At 39.9% G+C, this 18,231-nt stretch carries 14 protein-coding genes and 1 pseudogene; 6 read left to right on the top strand and 9 right to left on the bottom strand.

The features are described from left to right. Positions 1-157 precede the first annotated feature (157 nt). Positions 158-493: a hypothetical protein gene (locus tag CDG62_RS13940; RefSeq protein ID WP_087527227.1), complete on the top strand. Its 336-nt coding sequence runs from the start codon at positions 158-160 to the stop codon at positions 491-493. Between the two features lie 69 nt (positions 494-562). Here CDG62_RS13940 and CDG62_RS13945 read toward each other — a convergent pair whose 3' ends face one another. After that, the gene (locus CDG62_RS13945) at positions 563-1,159 is read right to left on the bottom strand and encodes a 1-acyl-sn-glycerol-3-phosphate acyltransferase (RefSeq protein WP_087527264.1); all 597 of its coding nucleotides are present in this window, start codon (positions 1,157-1,159) and stop codon (positions 563-565) included. Between the two features lie 276 nt (positions 1,160-1,435). Here CDG62_RS13945 and CDG62_RS13950 point away from each other — a divergent pair, with 276 nt between their 5' ends. Continuing rightward, positions 1,436-1,912 (top strand): copper resistance protein NlpE, encoded by a 477-nt coding sequence (locus tag CDG62_RS13950; RefSeq protein ID WP_087527226.1) that lies wholly within the window; start codon positions 1,436-1,438, stop codon positions 1,910-1,912. A 113-nt stretch (positions 1,913-2,025) separates the two neighbouring features. On the opposite strand, the gene CDG62_RS13955 is transcribed toward CDG62_RS13950, so the two are convergent. The 3 genes and pseudogenes from CDG62_RS13955 to CDG62_RS13965 all read right to left on the bottom strand — a co-directional run bounded on the left by CDG62_RS13955 (position 2,026) and on the right by CDG62_RS13965 (position 6,485). Next, positions 2,026-3,576 (bottom strand): arylsulfatase, encoded by a 1,551-nt coding sequence (locus CDG62_RS13955; RefSeq protein ID WP_171405716.1) that lies wholly within the window; start codon positions 3,574-3,576, stop codon positions 2,026-2,028. 115 nt (positions 3,577-3,691) lie between these two features. Continuing rightward, complete coding sequence (locus CDG62_RS13960; protein WP_087527225.1) at positions 3,692-4,957, bottom strand: anaerobic sulfatase maturase; 1,266 nt, start codon at positions 4,955-4,957, stop codon at positions 3,692-3,694. A 568-nt stretch (positions 4,958-5,525) separates the two neighbouring features. After that, a pseudogene (locus CDG62_RS13965) lies at positions 5,526-6,485 on the bottom strand (IS5 family transposase). Between CDG62_RS13965 and CDG62_RS13970 the strand changes: the two are divergent. Then, positions 6,470-6,784 (top strand): hypothetical protein, encoded by a 315-nt coding sequence (locus CDG62_RS13970; RefSeq protein WP_087527224.1) that lies wholly within the window; start codon positions 6,470-6,472, stop codon positions 6,782-6,784. The pseudogene CDG62_RS13965 and the gene CDG62_RS13970 overlap by 16 nt on opposite strands. Before the next feature lie 287 nt (positions 6,785-7,071). Further along, complete coding sequence (locus CDG62_RS13975) at positions 7,072-7,938, top strand: hypothetical protein (protein ID WP_087527223.1); 867 nt, start codon at positions 7,072-7,074, stop codon at positions 7,936-7,938. Positions 7,939-8,572: 634 nt separating this feature from the next. Here the strand turns inward: CDG62_RS13975 and groL are convergent. From groL to CDG62_RS13995, 4 genes are all read right to left on the bottom strand, one after another. Further along, positions 8,573-10,207 carry a chaperonin GroEL gene (groL, locus tag CDG62_RS13980; RefSeq protein WP_087527222.1) on the bottom strand — a complete coding sequence of 545 codons (1,635 nt, stop codon included), beginning with the start codon at positions 10,205-10,207 and terminating at the stop codon, positions 8,573-8,575. A gap of 67 nt (positions 10,208-10,274) precedes the next feature. Then, on the bottom strand, positions 10,275-10,565 hold the full coding sequence (locus CDG62_RS13985) for a co-chaperone GroES (RefSeq protein ID WP_010326285.1): 291 nt from the start codon (positions 10,563-10,565) through the stop codon (positions 10,275-10,277). A gap of 212 nt (positions 10,566-10,777) precedes the next feature. Continuing rightward, a complete protein-coding gene (locus CDG62_RS13990) occupies positions 10,778-11,536 on the bottom strand; it encodes a metallophosphoesterase family protein (protein WP_087527221.1) in 759 nt (252 codons plus the stop codon). Next, the gene (locus CDG62_RS13995; RefSeq protein ID WP_087527220.1) at positions 11,533-12,456 is read right to left on the bottom strand and encodes a diacylglycerol/lipid kinase family protein; all 924 of its coding nucleotides are present in this window, start codon (positions 12,454-12,456) and stop codon (positions 11,533-11,535) included. The genes CDG62_RS13990 and CDG62_RS13995 overlap by 4 nt, the downstream gene beginning before the upstream one ends. A gap of 415 nt (positions 12,457-12,871) precedes the next feature. On the opposite strand from CDG62_RS13995, the gene CDG62_RS14000 reads away from it, so the two are divergent. After that, positions 12,872-14,704: a phosphoenolpyruvate carboxykinase (GTP) gene (locus tag CDG62_RS14000; protein WP_087527219.1), complete on the top strand. Its 1,833-nt coding sequence runs from the start codon at positions 12,872-12,874 to the stop codon at positions 14,702-14,704. A gap of 109 nt (positions 14,705-14,813) precedes the next feature. Here the strand turns inward: CDG62_RS14000 and glpD are convergent, their stop codons facing one another. Next, entirely contained in the window at positions 14,814-16,331 is a 1,518-nt protein-coding gene (gene glpD / locus CDG62_RS14005) for a glycerol-3-phosphate dehydrogenase (protein ID WP_087527218.1), read from the bottom strand. Between the two features lie 538 nt (positions 16,332-16,869). Between glpD and CDG62_RS14010 the strand changes: the two genes are divergently transcribed. Continuing rightward, entirely contained in the window at positions 16,870-18,189 is a 1,320-nt protein-coding gene (locus CDG62_RS14010) for an MFS transporter (RefSeq protein WP_087527217.1), read from the top strand. The last annotated feature ends 42 nt before the right edge of the window (positions 18,190-18,231 follow it).

Genomic DNA, 18,231 nt, shown 5'->3' on the forward strand with positions numbered 1-18,231 from the left:
AATTTGAACCAGTACGCTAGCATCAACTTGATGCGAGCAATTGTGTATTTTCTGTCAAAATAGGCTCATCTTTAAACCACTTGGCACTACTGGGCTTTCTCCGACTTCACAAATATTTATACAATTGGCACACCTTTCAACCCGCCACTCACCATATATGAAACTGCCTCTTGCACTACTGTGTCTTTGCTTTATCAGTGCTTGTTCCATAAGCTCATCCAAAGAAATAAAACAAGCCGAAAAACTTCTCCAATCTTTTGACTGTCAAAATATAGAACGCGATCAGGCAGACCACAGCAGCATGACCAGTTATCATGAACAAGTACTTGCCAGCAGTAAACAAAAAGCCCAATCCTATGTAGAAAGCTATCAACACGGTGATCAAATTTTTGACCTACCTCTGCCTGAAGTGATTGAAACACAGCTACAAAGTTACACGGCCGCATGCCAGTCACTAGGTGGGGTTTTACCCACCCCCCTGAAAACCCCTTGAATCCAGTTAGCAATAAAAAAGACAGCTCGAAAGCTGTCTTTTATAATTTCATATGATTTAAATTTGAAGTTAAGACACAGTTGAGTCGTTGTGATAGCGAGTATCGACACTGAAATCTTGAGGAAATTTAGCAGAAATTTGCACATAAAATGCCATAATTTCAGCCATATCTTTTTCATAATCACCCGTAGGATAAATAATTTTACCTACCCCAGTTTTTTTCTTCGCATAATCCATATAGGCCAGTGCAATCGGAACACCTGCTCTGACTGCAACATGGTAAAACCCTGTTTTCCACTGTTCCTGTTTGGCACGTGTCCCTTCTGGTGTCACTAACATGACCAACTTAGGGTGTTCTTTAAAAAGATCACTCATGAGTTGCACCATACTTGGGCGTGCTTCGCCTTCATGCTTCGGACGACGGTCAATACCTATCCCACCCATTGCACGAACAAATGGCCCAAATGGTAGTTTCATATAGCTGTCTTTAATTGTGATACGAACATGTACACCTAAGGCTTTCAATGCCAAACGGGCGTACAACGCATCCCAATTGCTGGTATGTGGTGCCGCAATCATTACACATTGATCGATATTCAAATCCCAATGATTATCAATCTGCCACCCCATTAAGGCTAAACTTTGTTCTGCAAGCTTTTCGAACACAAAAAATACCACATTACTGAAAATCCGCGCTGATTCTAGCAATGCTACTGATCAAATACACGGCGCTCCGATCAATAAAACAACAATTAATCTATAAACGTATATTTTATTTAATTCCAAATATTTCAGGAGAAATCAGGACATTCGAGCTTAAAAGAAAAAATACGTGAATAATATTCTTTATTGAAGATACAGAAGCACTCACAGATCTTCACAGTTTCGGCTCCAGTACTACTGTAATGTAAATTAAACACTGAATAATATCGGGTGCTGTATATGCAAAAGACTTTTTTAGCACTATGCCTATCTTTCACCATGTTAGTCGCATGCTCAAAACCGAATGAGAATAATCCCCCACCAGATCTCAATGTCACAGCATCGATAGACGACAGTGCTAGCGCAGCCGCGTTAGATACTCCAGACACAGCAAATGCTTTCGATTGGGTAGGTACATATCAAGGGACTTTACCCTGTCATGATTGTTCAGGAATCGACACTGAAGTTGAACTCACTTTAGATCGTCATTTCGTGTTGAAACAAAAATTTTTAGGCAAGTCGAATAATAATTATGTCAATGAAGTGAAAGGCTCATTTCAATTTTTGAATGACTCTAATCATCTGATTCAGCTAGACTCATCAGGTGATAGCCGTATTTATTACATTGGTACACAATTTATTGAAATGCGTGGTGATAAAGGTCAAGTGCTGCATCAACCAGAGTTCAACTTTAAACTCACCAAATCTTTAGAGTAAGAGTACGCATAATATGAGGCATGATTTAAATTACGTATTTGTATGTTTGTGTATGAATTGCCCAAACATCTAAAAAAAGTAGCCGAAGTCTATCGGCTACTTTTAAACACCATTTACTGCTTTTTCGACAGTAAATTTTCAACCAACTTACTGAAATCAAGCGTTGCAGCTTTTTGCACAGGTGGATAATCAATCAAAGATTTAATATGTTCACCAATCATGGCTTCCACAGGTTCACCCAACCAAAGTTTTTTCTGTGTGATTTCAGAACGATCTGTTGTGCTATCAAAAGACTCATATGGGTCTTGACGTAAATTGAACACCAATGGAATTTTTTGCTTCTGATAACCATCATAATAATTTTCGCTGGTTTCTAAATGAAGCTTCCACTGATTAATTCGCACAGCGCGAAGTGATGATTCATGGTAATAGAAGAAATTATTTCGCTTACTCTCTGCCGACTTACCTGTCCAATAATCAAGGTTATTCACACCATCAATATATTGTTTACGATTGGTTTTCATTTCATCGACAACATTCGAATTTCCAGCAATAGACGCTAAAGTCGTGAACAAGTCCATATTAGCTTGAATTCCCGTTTTCACTTGTCCAGCAGGAATGTGACCTGGCCAACGAATCATCATTGGTACACGAACACCACCTTCATAGGTTGTCATTTTTTCACCACGGAATGGTGTGGTACCACCCTGATTTTTCGCACTATGCTCAGGTCCGTTGTCAGTAGTATAGATAATGATGGTGTTATCTAACACGCCCATTTTCTTCATACCATCCAACACTTCACCCACCTGCATGTCATGTTCGATCATGCCACTGCCGTACATATCTTCTTCGGAAGTTGCTTTTGCTGCAAGATAGCGGCGTGATTCGCGTAAATGCGTAAACATATGCATACGGCTTGGGTTTAACCAGACAAAAAACGGCTTATCTGAATTCTTACTGCGTTTCATGAAATCTAAGCTGGCTGCCACGAATTCATCATCTACAGTTTCCATGCGTTTACTGGTTAATGCACCCGTATCTTCACATTTTTGTTTACCCATTTTACCGAAGCGAGGGTCTGTCGTTTCATCATCTGTAGTTGTTGCATAACAATGCAGCACCCCACGTGTACCAAACTTTTTACGGAATTCTGGATCTTTTGGATAATCAAATTGCTCAAAAGTATCTTCAGTATTCAAGTGATACAAGTTGCCGTAGAACTCATCAAAACCATGTACTGTTGGTAAATGTTCATTACGGTCACCCAAGTGGTTTTTACCAAACTGACCATTCATATAACCCAACGGTTTCAGTACTTCTGCAAGCGTTGGTGTTTCTGGTTTAATACCTAAAAGTGAGCCTGGGCGCCCCACTGTAGTTAGACCCGAACGAATTGGATATTGCCCCGTAATGAAAGATGCACGCCCTGCGGTTGAACTTGGCTGTGCATAATGATCGGTAAACATAATGCCTTCTTTGGCAATACGATCAATATTCGGTGTGTTATAGCCCATAATGCCATGGCTATATGCACTAACGTTGGTCATGCCCACGTCATCTGACATAATGACCAAAATATTGGGTGCTTTTGCCATCAGTGCTGTTGAAAGCAGTGCACCGCCAGCCAAAGCTATGGAGCGTGCAATGATCTTTTTACGCATAAGTTTTCCTTAACAGATTTTTGGAACGAAAAAAAAATGGATTTTCAAATAGCTGTAACTATTTAACTTTTCATTTGTTTTGGGCTAATTCCTGCCCCTAATTACAACGGTTCTTTTAATTTGGCTGTAAGCGTTTCGCAATCTCATGCTTCGATGTCGTTGCGGTATGAAAAAACTTCTTCAAACCTGAACATAAATAGTGCAAGCCCACTTCTCCTTCTGGCGTTTTTAGGAAGCGGTCTTTAGGACAATCTCCCCAGCACAGTTGTAGATACGGACATTTACGGCAGTATTCAGGCAAGCTATTCGATTTCGCATAAGCGAATTTCTTTTGTCGTTCTGAAAAGACTAAGTCGCCTTGATGCGTCTCTTGAATGTTGCCCAACTTGTATTCGGGATAGACAAAATGATCGCAAGAGAACAAATCACCATTGTGTTCAATCGCCAGTGATTTGCCGCAGATTTGTCCTGAAACACATTTCTGTGCCCCATAGCCAAACATCATTGAAATCACATTTTCAAATTGGTCAATAAATACTTTCCCAAAGTCTTTGGCGAGCCATTCTTTCCATACGGTAGACAGGAAGATACCCCAGTCATCTGCGGCAATCGACCAGTCGGTAACGACTGAGTCCGCTGTGCCTGGTTGTGCGGCTGAGCTGCCTAGTTTTGGTAGGTCTTGCGGATTCCAGTAGCCCGGTGCTGTTTGCTGAAACTGGGCACTTTCCATACCGGGAATAAACTGGATCATGTAGGGCTTCACTTGATCTCGCAGGAAGTGGTAGACCTCGAGTGCTCTTTTGCTGTTGTCGCGATTTACGACACACAGGGCATTAAAAGGCACTTGGTATTGGTGCAGGAGTGCTGCGGCATGCATGACTTTGGCATGGGTCGGTTTGCCGCCTTTGTTGTAGCGATGAATGTCATGTAAATCTGCTGGACCATCGATGGATAAACCGACCAAAAAATTGTGTTTCTTTAAAAAGGCGCACCATTCTTCATCTAGTAAGGTGCCGTTGGTTTGTAAGTCATTTTCAATGCGTTGCTTGGGTTTCTTGTATTTTTGTTGCAGTTCAACCACACGCTCAAAAAAGGCCAAGCCCATTAAGGTGGGTTCTCCACCCTGCCAGCTAAATACAATTTCATCGCCAGTTTGTGCTTGTATATATTGCTTAATATGAAGCTCTAGCATTGACTCCGCCATGCGCGGGGTTTTCGGCTGATGTAGCATGTCTTGTTTATGCAGATAGAAGCAGTAACTACAGTCTAAATTACACTGCGCGCCTGAGGGTTTAATCATCACGTGATAACGATAGGTCTGCCCCTTCAGTTGCATGGTTCTTAACGGTGGGGATTCAGCTTGTATAGGTATCATTCGCATTTTTTAGAGTCCTCATCTTTTTCAGCGTTCAGGCGCAAATTCGCAACTGTACAAGACCATGTGCACAAATTATTCTGCGAAAAGTGATTAGCGAGTTTCATTCCATTCACTGCAAGAAGTCTGCTTAAGACCAGTGCCGTTTTGTATTTTGAATGGATTAACCCATATGATCGTTGCTGCTATACATGCAACAGGAAGGCTGCCATAAAATGACCTTGCGGATATTTTGATAATTCCAATATTTTATAATTCATTCTCTTCTTGTCCCTAAGCTTAATTTTCATCAGCAAAGCTACCGTGTAAGAGTAAAAATCAACAGCCAATTCCAATTTAGGCATGCTGAAAAATACTGACCCATCTCACACAGTTGCATTGCTTGGTAGAGCACGTTATCAAACTTTGAAAATAGAAAAACCACTCAAAAGAATGGTAATTGCATTTTTATACACTCTTTCTATTAAAGCTCTTTTCTGATTCCAATCATTTCTTAGAACGTATTATTCTTTAGTATGTATTGGCTTTGTTGTACAAACCTTTTAAAGGTTGATTTCACCAAGTCCTACCAAATTCAAGGCATAACTTGAGTATTAGGTCTGCCTAATTCCGTAAATTTATTAAATACCACCACACATGCATCAATCTCATTCACTTAGCTTTGAAAGTTCCTAGCACTGAATTTATCGCCTGAGAAACACTGCTTCGTAAGATTTGATGCAGTGCATCTTGGTTTCAACCAAACTTCGCCGATAATAGCCTGAGCATTTTTTCCATAGTGTACTACCAAAACGTTTAATCGTTCGAAGTAGTTCATTGCGCTCTGGCGAGTTGGTCTTTGTATCTTTCCAAGGCTTTGCATTATTTCTTAGCGGAATCACCGCATTTGCTTATCGATTTGCAATGAGCTGACGGCATTGTTTCGTGTCATATGCTCCATCTGTATAGACAGAATCAATACGTTCATCAGATGGGATTTGATTCAGCAGAATATCCAGGACTTGTGAATCACTGATATTATTCATTGTGAGCTGTTCAGCTCGTATTTGCAGGGTTTCAGCATCTATACCAATGTAAAGCTTACGCCATTGGCGACGATATTCAGGCTGATGTTTCTTCCTTTTCTATTCACCTTCATATAAAAGCTTTAAGCCAGTAGAATCCACAAGTAAATGAAGTCATTACTACTTTTTTGATAGTGAATTGCAATATAAATATGCTTCTGTCTTCTACACATCGTGAAGTACAAATATCACTGATATTCGGGGCTGTCCAACCTAATCCGCTAAGTTTAATGAGGCTCTGAACGAATCCTGTGACCATGCGTAAAGAGAATCGAAATAGCGATTTGATTATTAAACTGCACTGAATCGCGGCATCGGCATAAGTTTGATTTCGACCCTGCTGCCTTGTGATTGAGCATACCATTGAGTCGTTGGGTCGAAGCAAATGAAGATATTTCCTCTATTTATTAGTGGTCGATTATACGAGGCCAATTAGTTGCTCGATAAATTTTAAGTGCAGGCTTCTTCATTTGGAAATTATATTGATGAAGAAGCCTTTAAGAATAGCTTTGTGCAACAAAGCCTAGATGATTTATATGTTGAAAAAGATAAAGGAGGAAAGGTACTTACCTTAATTAAATGTGGAGATCCGGAAAATCCAATAGCACGTAAATGTGAACAGGAATTTGTTTTGAATCCTGAAATGAGAGCTCGTGTTACTACAATATTTCAAAGTGTTCATTTGCAGGATTGGAAAACCATTCAACTAAAAGCAAAAAAAGTCGTACAGGGTTTTATTGTAAAACCAATCGATATTAAAGGAAAATAATATGACAAATTTACAAATGCTTTCAAAAGACCGAATAGCTCAATTACTAGCACTATTAGATGTTAAAAAATTAATGCGACTCTAGCTATCTATCAGGAGCTTTTGGATCTAGGTTATGGTTATTCTGGATGGGCTTATGGTGTTTCAACTGGAACAGATTTCTAGCATGGTGAATTATGTGAATCAAGTGTAGTGAATTATGTAAATCAGACTTTTTCGTTGTTTAGTGAGATAGAAAAGGCTAGACCTAAACAATTAGTTTTAAAAAAGGGAGGATCGAGTGGCTCATGAAAAAAAATTATCTATTTTATCTTTTTATCATTGCAGTGGTCGGTTGTACATCAAATGATTCGCAAAAAGAAGCTGAATTTAAGCCACCCATGAGTCCTCATGGCCTTCCTTACCGTGTTGGTAATTTAGGTGGTCAACCTGTACTTTTAGGTGAGGGAGTATCTTGGCTGGAGTATGAAGACTCTCCTGTCTTGGTACGTGAGAACCGCTATAAAGGTTATAAAGCACCACCTCGAGATTTCAATTCAGTCATTACCTCATTTGCAATATATATGAAATATACCACGGGGCTGGTTTACGTTGGTTATGGTGGGGCTCCAGAAGGTTCAGACGCAGCAAAATCTGCAAAAGAGTCAAAAAAGCAATTCCGTGCAGAAGAACATCAAAAGCATAATGAATGGGTTACCATCATGGTTAATGCTGGTGTTCGATACCAGCCAAATTTAATGGCATTTTTTTTAAATAGTACTTTAGATTCTCAAATACAGACATATGAAGCTTTGAAAGAAAATAATTATAGAGATATTTATATTCCAGCTAATACTGAAGAGTTTGGTTTGGTAAAGTATGATCCTCATCCAGACTGGGTGAACAGTGATGGTCATCAAGAAACTGAAGATATGTATATAGAAAAGGATGCACAAGGCAAGGTTATTACACTGATATTCTGTAAAAATAAAGAAAGAAATAATTTAGAAAAAAGATGTGCTATGCATTGGAATATAGAACCCTTCATGAAAGTTCGACTCGAAATATTATTTAACCGAGTTCATTTAAACGATTGGCGAATCATTCGAGAACGTTCAGAAAAAATTATTAAAGATTTAGCAATAGATCCAAACACAATAACAACCATTTCGTAAATTGTACTAGCTCAAACCTGATCTGACAGTTACCGATATTTGCTTAAGACTGTCAGGTTAAATTTGAGCTAGTACAATTTAGGAAAGCTCTATCTTTAAAATCTTTATGCAACAAAGCCCTTTTTAATTAATATAATCCATTCCAAAATAATATAAACCTCTGATTCTCCTAATACACTACACCTAAAAACTGCTCTTTATAATTCATTAGTTTTGGAGTTTTCTACGCTTGAATCATTTTTCAATCGAATTAAAAGCGATCGTGTGAAAAGACCAATAAAAGACAGGCGTAAAAATTATTGGCTTAATAGCTATGTACTTACCTATATTCTGAATGACGAAAACTCCATCCTTACGTCTGAATGAAATAGATGTTGTTCGAAGTCAAAAGCGCCTGATTTTTCTCAGGCGTATTTTTTTAATATTCCCATTCATTCAATAGTTAAATTCTTAACCCATACTATAACTTCTTTAAGAAAACTAAGCATAGAACTATAAAATTAAAAAAAGGCCACAAATAAAATTTGTGACCTTTTTTGTAACGAACTCAAAAGTGAGTAACATCATGAGTAAGTTAAAAATATATAGTTAAAATCATATTAAATTACAATAATTTAAACTACATATAGGCGGTTTACATCATGCCGCCCATACCACCCATGCCGCCCATATCAGGCATAGCAGGTTTATCTTCTGGAACATCAGTAATCATACATTCAGTAGTCAACATTAAACCTGCTACAGATGCAGCATGCTCAAGTGCAGAACGCGTTACTTTCGCAGGGTCAAGAATACCCATTTCTAGCATATCGCCATACTCAGAAGTTGCAGCGTTATAACCAAAGTTACCTTCACCATTTTTCACAGCGTTAATCACAACTGAAGGTTCATCACCCGCATTGGCAACGATTTGACGAAGTGGCGCTTCAATCGCACGACGTAAAATGTTAATACCTACGTTTTGATCGTCATTCGCACCATTTACACCGTCAAGCGCAGCTGCTGCACGTACAAGCGCAACACCACCACCCGCAACAACACCTTCCTCAACTGCAGCACGCGTTGCATGAAGTGCATCGTCAACACGGTCTTTTTTCTCTTTCATTTCAACTTCAGTCGCTGCGCCAATTTTAATGACTGCAACACCGCCTGCCAATTTAGCAACGCGTTCTTGAAGTTTTTCTTTATCGTATTCAGAAGATGATTCTTCAATTTGCGCGCGGATTTGAGTAACACGTTCAGCAATTTGAGCTGCATCACCAGCACCATCAACAATCACAGTGTTTTCTTTAGATACAGTAATTTTGTGTGCAGTACCCAAATCTTGAAGAGAAGCTTGCTCTAAAGTCATGCCGACTTCTTCAGAAATCACAGTCGCGCCCGTCAAGATTGCGATATCTTGAAGCATTGCTTTACGACGGTCACCAAAACCTGGCGCTTTCACTGCACATACTTTGATAATGCCACGCATGTTGTTAACAACCAGTGTCGCTAACGCCTCACCCTCAACATCTTCAGCAATAATAAGAAGTGGTTTGCCAGTTTTAGCAACAGCTTCTAAAACAGTAATCAATTCACGAATGTTGCTGATTTTCTTGTCAACAAGAAGAATGAATGGATTTTCTAATTCAGCAGTAAGCGTGTCTTGTTTGTTTGCAAAGTACGGGCTGATATAACCACGGTCAAACTGCATACCTTCAACAACGTCCAAAGCATCTTCAAAGCCTGAACCTTCTTCAACGGTAATCACGCCTTCTTTACCAACGCGTTCCATTGCCTGTGCAATGAGCTTCCCTACTGTTTCATCAGAGTTTGCAGAGATAGAACCGACTTGCTCAATCGCTTTAGTATCAGAAGCAGGTTTTGCTGTTGCTTTAATTTCAGCAACCAATGCTTTAACTGCAAGGTCAATACCACGTTTCAAGTCCATTGGGTTCATGCCCGCAGTTACAGACTTGATGCCTTCGTTTAGAATTGCTTGAGCTAATACAGTTGCAGTTGTTGTACCATCACCCGCGATATCGTTGGTTTTTGAAGATACTTCACGAACCAATTGAGCACCCATGTTCTCAAATTTGTCTTTCAGAGCAATTTCTTTCGCAACGGTTACACCATCTTTAGTGATGTGCGGTGCACCGAAAGAACGGTCAATCACAACGTTACGGCCTTTAGGACCTAAAGTTACTTTTACAGCATCTGCAAGTACGTTAACGCCTGCAATCATTTTAGAACGAGCTGAATCACCAAATTTTACGTCTTTAGCTGACATACTAAACTCCAAATATTCTTAAATTTTAATCAATTGTATTGCTTAAATAGCAAATGAACGTTCTGAATTAACCTTCAAGAACCGCTAAAATATCAGACTCTTTCATCACAAGAAGTTCTTCGCCTTCAACTTTAACTTTAGTGCCTGCATATGCACCAAACAGTACATTGTCGCCCACTTTTACATCTAAAGCACGAACGCCATTGTCTGTAATTTTGCCATTGCCTACTGCAATAATTTCACCTTGAGCTGGCTGTTCAGCAGCAGAAGTACTCAAAATTAAACCACCTGCAGTTTTAGTTTCCTTTTCTACACGGCGAATCACAACGTTGTCATGTAAAGGACGAATTTTGCTCATTTCTAGCTCCATAGACATTTTTAAAATGCCATTGTTTACGATGTGAAGATGACTTCTTATTCCTAGGTCATCAACAAAATTTTGATATGACACTTTTGTGGGGATGGAATAAAACGCTTCAAGGGCAAACACAAAATATTTTTATATTTTTGCGCTCTTTTTGAACAAACCTAAGCAAAGTTTAGACACTCCATTCAATCTGACGTATTTTGCTACATTAACTCGAAGCGATTGGTTGCAAAGTTAAAGCTTAAATGCTGTACATCGGCATTCGGTAAAATAATATTCAAGCTATTGGGCAAACCCGCATGTAGACGATAAGACGTTGCCGTTCCTGCATGAATATCCAGCACTGGATGCGATACCCCAAGTTGATAAATCTGATTTAAATCATAAACAGCAGCATGGTGTAAATGGCCATGTAAAAGTCCATTTAAACCATGTTGACTCCATTGCTCTAACGCAATACGACCAAGCATTGGGCAGTCTTTCACACCATGACTATGGTCTGGTGGAGTATAAAAAGGCTGATGCGCGGCGATCAGCTTTATTTTGTGTGCAGGTGCTTGCTGTAACTTTAGGTCAATCTCTTGAATTTGGCTCAGTGAAATATGCCCTCGTGTATGGTAACGCCGACGAATACTATTCACTCCAATGACATAGAAGTGTTCAGTTTCTAAGGTGTTTTCCATCCCCCCAAAAAACAGTTGGTAACGTGCAAAGGGGCTAAAAAAACGATTCCACACATGGTACAGCGGAATATCATGATTCCCTGGCACCACTAAATACGGCAGCCTCAAACTGTCTAAGAACTGCCGACAGGCATAAAACTGAATAAACCGTGCACGCTGGGTCAAATCCCCACTGACCACTACGGCTTCAAAAGGATGTTCCTCACATAACTGACGAATGGCCTGCAAACAGACTTCTCGCTCAGTCCCAAAGTGTAAATCAGACAAATGTAAAATCATGCGGGAACCATGATATTCAGTGCATGTTTACGTACTGTAATTTTCAGCGGTGGTGTGATTGTGACAATTTCACCGTCAACCGCAACCGTGAGCTTATTACGCTTTGAATGAACAATCACTTCATCTGCGGCAAAGCTATAGACATCGGAAGCCTGATCCAAATTACCTTTAATCAGTTGCCATAAGGTCTTGAACAAAGTCCGCTTATCACTTTTTGCTACTACCACGCCCGCCACTTTGCCTGCTTCCGCCGCCTCGGCAATACGTAGTTTCATTTCAGCCAGTTGAAGTTGGTTATTGCCAAAGAAAATCAATGGTGTTTTCACTGGATAGCGCTGTCCATCGACTTCCACTTCAAGTTTTAACTCTTTACGGTCGCGGATGAGAACATCCAATGCTGAAGTATATGCATGTAATGGAAAACGTCCAAAGTGCTTATTAAACTGTTCTCTTTTTTGAATAAACAAAGGATACAGCCCCAAACTGGCATTGTTCAGATAGATATGTTGATTCAGCTGTGCCACATGTACAGAGCGCGGCTGCCCTTCACTAATGGCTTTGGCCGCGTCTAATAAGTCCAGCGGAATATTCAATACTCGTGCAACATAGTTAAATGTACCTAGAGGCAAGATCCCCATGGGAATATCCGTTCCCATCAATTTAGATGCAACTGCATTTAAAGTTCCATCACCACCCGCAGCAACCACGACCCCTACATTTTCCGCTTGACGATGACGTAGTAAAATATCTTGCATCATCCGATCAAAGTTCATGCACTCACTTAACTCAAATGACTGGATTTCAAAACCCGCGGTACTCAAATCTGCTATCAACTGTTCATACACTTCATCTTTATTTGCAGCATGAAAACCTGATTTTTTATTATAAATAAGTGATAAAGGTTTGAGTTGTTCTGACATTTTTGCACCTAAATTTGAAGTAATTGCTCTATTTTTGTCCAAATATTCAACACTTAACAGTTTTGTTATGTAAAATTCAAATGACTACCATTTATTTAATCAATAATAAATCCCAACAACTAAATAAATGCAAGCATATGATTTTAATACTAATATCTTAAATGAATAATCCTCATAAATATAATAAATACAAAAAATAAAAACCAAAAATCAAACCAAGATATTGTTTTATAATAATTAAAATAAAACAACCCCATCAAACTGATCATAATTTAGATACGCCTTTGGTCTTATTTTTTTTATCAAATTATGCTTTAATACAGCCACTTTTTTTCATCTTTTCATCTCCGCAGTAAATTTTATTGCTGAGATTGTACTTTGTACAAACGTGTACATATTTGAGATAGGCCTCACCATGACCCAAGTGAACGCACCAGAATTCGTTCGTCACCCTAAGCTTATTGCGTGGGTGGAAGAAATTGCAAAATTAACAAAACCAGCGAAAATTGAATGGTGTGACGGCAGCGAAGAAGAATATCAACGTTATATCAACTTGATGATCGCTAACGGCACAATGCAAGCGCTTAACCAAGAAACGCATCCTGGTTCTTATCTTGCTAATTCTGATCCTTCTGACGTTGCTCGTGTTGAAGGTCGTACTTACATCTGCTCTGAAAAACAAGAAGATGCTGGTGCAACAAACAACTGGGAAGAGCCTGCTGAAATGCGTGCTCGCCTAAATGGTTTGTTTGACGGTTCAATGGCAGGTCGTACTTTATATGTAGTACCGTTCTCTATGGGTCCATTGGGTTCTCATATTGCGCACATTGGTATCGAATTAACTGACTCTCCTTATGTAGCAGTTAGCATGTCTAAAATGGCTCGCATGGGTAAAGCTGTTTATGACGTTCTTGGTACAGACGGTGAATTTATTCCTTGCGTACATACGGTTGGTGCGCCGCTTGCTGATGGCGAAAAAGATGTTGCATGGCCTTGCAACCCTGAAAAATACATCGTGCACTACCCAGAAACACGTGAAATCTGGTCTTACGGTTCTGGTTACGGCGGTAACGCATTGTTAGGTAAAAAATGCTTAGCTTTACGTATTGCATCGTCTATGGGTCGTCAACAAGGCTGGTTAGCAGAACATATGCTAATCCTTGGTGTGACCAATCCTCAAGGCGAAAAACACTACATCGCAGCGGCATTCCCTTCTGCTTGTGGTAAAACAAACTTCGCGATGTTGATTCCACCAGCAGGCTACGAAGGTTGGAAAATTGAAACTGTAGGTGACGATATTGCTTGGATCAAACCAGGTGAAGACGGTCGCTTATACGCAATCAACCCAGAAGCAGGTTTCTTTGGTGTAGCGCCTGGTACAAATACCAAGACCAACCCGAACTGTATGGCTACACTTCACAAAGACGTGATTTATACCAATGTTGCTGTAACAGACACTGGTGAAGTATGGTGGGAAGGTCTTTCTAAAGAAGTACCTGCTAACCTGACCAACTGGAAAGGTCAACCTCACACTGGCGCAGAAAAAGCGGCTCATCCAAATGCGCGCTTCACTGTTTCAGCTGGTCAATGTCCTTCTATCGATGCTGACTGGGAAAATCCAGCAGGTGTTCCAATCTCAGCGTTCATCTTTGGTGGTCGCCGTGCGGACACAGTGCCTCTAATTTCAGAAGCGTTTGACTGGGTAGATGGTGTTTACAAAGCTGCAACTATGGGCTCTGAAACAACTGCTGCTGCTGTTGGCCAACAAGGTATTGTTCGTCGTGACCCATTCGCAATGCTTCCATTTGCAGGTTACAACATGGCGGATTACTTCTCTCACTGGTTAGAGCTGGGTGAAGAAGTTGCAGCGAAAGCTAAAGCTGCGGGCAACAAACTTCCAGGCATATACAACGTGAACTGGTTCCGTCGTGATGCTGAAGGCAACTTTGTATGGCCTGGTTTCGGTCAAAACATGCGTGTTCTTGAGTGGATCATTGACCGTTGTGAAGGCCGTGCTGATGCAGTTGAAACACCAATTGGTTTAGTTCCAACCTACGAACAGTTGAACTGGACAGGTTCTGACTTCACTAAAGCCCAGTTTGACCTTGTAACTTCTCAAGACAAAGATCAATGGATCAAAGAACTTGAAAGCCATACTGAACTATTCGACAAACTTGGTGACCGCCTACCAGCTGCACTTAAAGCTCGTCAAAACGAACTTTTAGATGCAGTTAAGCAATCTGCTTAATTCAGTTAAAATTAAAAAAGGTCGCACATGCGACCTTTTTTTATCTTTATAAAACAATTTATAATTGAGAATCATCTAAATTACATAATAAACATACAGGCTGTAAATATCATGCGACATCAAGCTGGGTACGACGCTGATGTAAAACTTGCAAATACTCATCCAAACGAGCAATCTGATCCGAATCAAATTTTAAATACAATTTAGTCCGGCGTTTTAAAATATCTTCACTGCTGATAGCCCACTCACGTTTCACCACATAATCCACTTCTTGCTGATACAAACCATGGCCAAAAGACTGACCTAAAGTTTGTGCATCTTTGTTCTCACCGAGCATATGCCACACTCGACTACCATAACTGTTTGCCCAACGATGTGCTGTTTGAACCTCGAGCCCTTTGATTTCATGCATCAACTCAGCACATAAAACCTCGACTGAACTAAAACCTTCTGCACCAGGGAGTTTTGATGCTGCAGTCCATTCCGCCTTCATATGTGGAAAATAACGTTTCAACTGTAGCAAAGCTGCTTCTGCCAATTTTCGATAAGTCGTTAACTTTCCACCATAAACAGATAACAATGGTGCTTCATTCGCAACAGGTTTAGACATCGCCAGTACATAATCACGTGTCACCTTAGAAGCTTGTGTACTTGCATCATCATACAGCGCCCTTACACCAGCAAAGCTTGAGATTACATCTTCTTGCTTCAATTGCAGCTTGAAATGGTCATTAATCACATCTATCAAATAAGCCGTTTCCTGCTCGGTAATGTAGACATGATTTGCATCCCCCTCAAACTCTAGGTCCGTGGTACCAATCAGGTTGTATTCATCTAAATAAGGAATCACGAACACAATGCGTTGATCATCATTCTGTAGAATAAACGCATGCGGTTCCGGGTATAAACGCTTCACGATAATATGGCTGCCTTGAACCAATCGAATCCCTGCCTTCGGCGTTTGAGACAGTTGCTGTTGAATAAAATCTGTGACCCATGCACCCGTTGCATTGACTAAGCTTCGAGCTTTAATTTGGTAGTGTTGTTTTTGATGCTCTAATGTTAGACACCACACACCCTCCTGCTGAACCGCAGAAACACATCGCGTTTGTGTTCGAATTTGAGCTCCCAGCTCATGCGCTTGAATTGCATTAACCACCACCAAGCGAGCGTCATCCACAGTACAGTCTGAATATTCGAAACCACGTTTAATGGTGTCTTTTAATGGGCTGTCGAAATTAAAATGAACAAGCTCCGAGCCCTCTAATGTTTCTCGTTTTGCCAAATAGTCATAGATAAATAAGCCTGAACGAATCAGCCATGCAGGACGTAAATAAGGTAAATGTGGCATAATAAAACGCATAGGATGAATCAAATGCGGGGCTTTTTTTAACAAGACTTCGCGCTCTAATAGCGCTTCACGCACCAAACGAAATTCTTTCTGTTCGAGATAACGCAATCCACCATGAATGAGCTTACTACTGGCTGAAGACGTATGGCTGGCTAAATCATCTTTTTCACAGACGAAAACACTTAAACCACGCCCTACAGCATCATTTGCAATACCCACCCCATTGATGCCTGCGCCTACAACGGCAATATCATAAATGGCATCTGTGTCTTGCATATTCACCTCTCTCGTTAAGTTATTGTGTTATTTTTGTTCTTCACGCTAAACTTAACATCAAAATTCAACCTTGTCATATTCCAAAGCCAGTCAAATTAGAGAAAATTCGTTACTCTAAATAAATTAATAACCGCATTTATTTTTACAATTTAATTTTTAATTTTTACTGTTCAGTGAAAAGTCGACTAATTTCCAAGCTAAAAAACAATTTTATCTTTAAAAGAACAACAATCCGCATAAAAGAAAAAGTGTCATAACCCCTTGTATTTTAATTGACTATTCACATATTTAAAAATCACAAGACTTTGTTTTAAATAAGTAAAATTATAATTTCCCATTAAAATAAAGATATTCATTAGAAAAACTTAACAGCATATAAATCATACCAACATTTAGACTAAAGTCGAATGAAGTCCAAGAATAAGGGGCGTATAACGATACAGAATTTTTTTGTTTAATCTTAAAATATATTGTTTTAACTTTTTCTACTTAAAAAGTTAAAAGATGTATTTTCCGAACTTCTCTTTGGGAAATTGTTGTGACTGATTTATCTCCCCAAGCTGCTCCAGCAAGCATCGATAAAAAGACCCGTTTAAAATCGATTCTCGGTGGTTCAGCTGGCAACTTAGTTGAATGGTATGACTGGTATGTCTATGCCGCATTTACTCTATATTTCGCGCCACAGTTTTTCCCTGAAGGGGATGACACGGTAAAACTCTTACAAGCTGCAGCCGTCTTTGCACTGGGCTTCCTGATGCGTCCTATTGGCGCGTGGATCATGGGCATTTATGCAGACCGTAAAGGACGTAAATCAGGTCTTACCCTGTCTGTATCTTTAATGTGTGTGGGATCTTTAATTATTGCCTGTGCACCTACCTATGCCAGTGTGGGTATGCTCGCACCTGCCTTATTACTCTTTGCCCGTTTATTGCAAGGTTTAAGTGTTGGTGGAGAGTACGGTTCAAGTGCAACCTATTTAACGGAAATGGCTGGGAAAAACCACCGTGGTTTCTTCTCTAGTTTTCAGTATGTAACCCTCATTTCAGGTCAGCTCTTGGCACTCTGTGTATTGATCATTTTGCAACGTACAATGAGTGAAGCGCAGTTATCTGAATGGGGTTGGCGTATCCCATTCTTCATTGGGGCTGTACTTGCCATTGTAGTCTTCTGGATTCGTCGCGGTTTAGTTGAAACCCAGTCCTCAAAAGATGCACAAGAGCAGGCTAAAAATGGTGGGCCAAAATCAAGTGCACTTGCTTTATTTACTCAATATCCAAAGCAAGCATTCACTGTGATTATGCTGACTGCAGGTGGAACTCTGGCATTCAATACCTTTACTACGTATTTACAAAAATATTTGGTCAACACCTCAGGTTTTGAAAAAACTACAGCAACAGAAATCACTACAGCTGCAATCTTTGTCTTCATGCTTTTACAACCTGTTGTAGGCGCACTGTCTGATAAAATTGGTCGTAAACCAATTATGATTACTTTCGGTGTATTGGGGGTACTTTTCACGATTCCAATTTTCAATGGTCTAGGTTCAACGAGCAGCCCAACAACCGCATTCATGCTGTGCATGAGCGGTATGGTGATTGTAACGGGTTATACTGCTATTAATGCTGTCGTGAAAGCAGAGCTGTTTCCTGCACACATTCGTGCACTGGGTGTTGCCCTGCCTTATGCGATTGCCAATACGGTTTTTGGTGGTACAGCAGAGTTAGTTGCTTTAAGTTTTAAAAATGCGGGGCATGAAAACTACTTCTTTTATTACATCACCTTCATGATTGGTTTATCCCTACTGACTTACATCTTTATGAAAGACACCAAAAAGCACAGCATGATTACCGATCATTGATGCACAAGTTGATCACGTAAGTTAATAAGACTAGACGTAAAA

This window comes from Acinetobacter sp. WCHA55 (assembly GCF_002165305.2).
Classification (GTDB): Bacteria; Pseudomonadota; Gammaproteobacteria; order Pseudomonadales; family Moraxellaceae; genus Acinetobacter.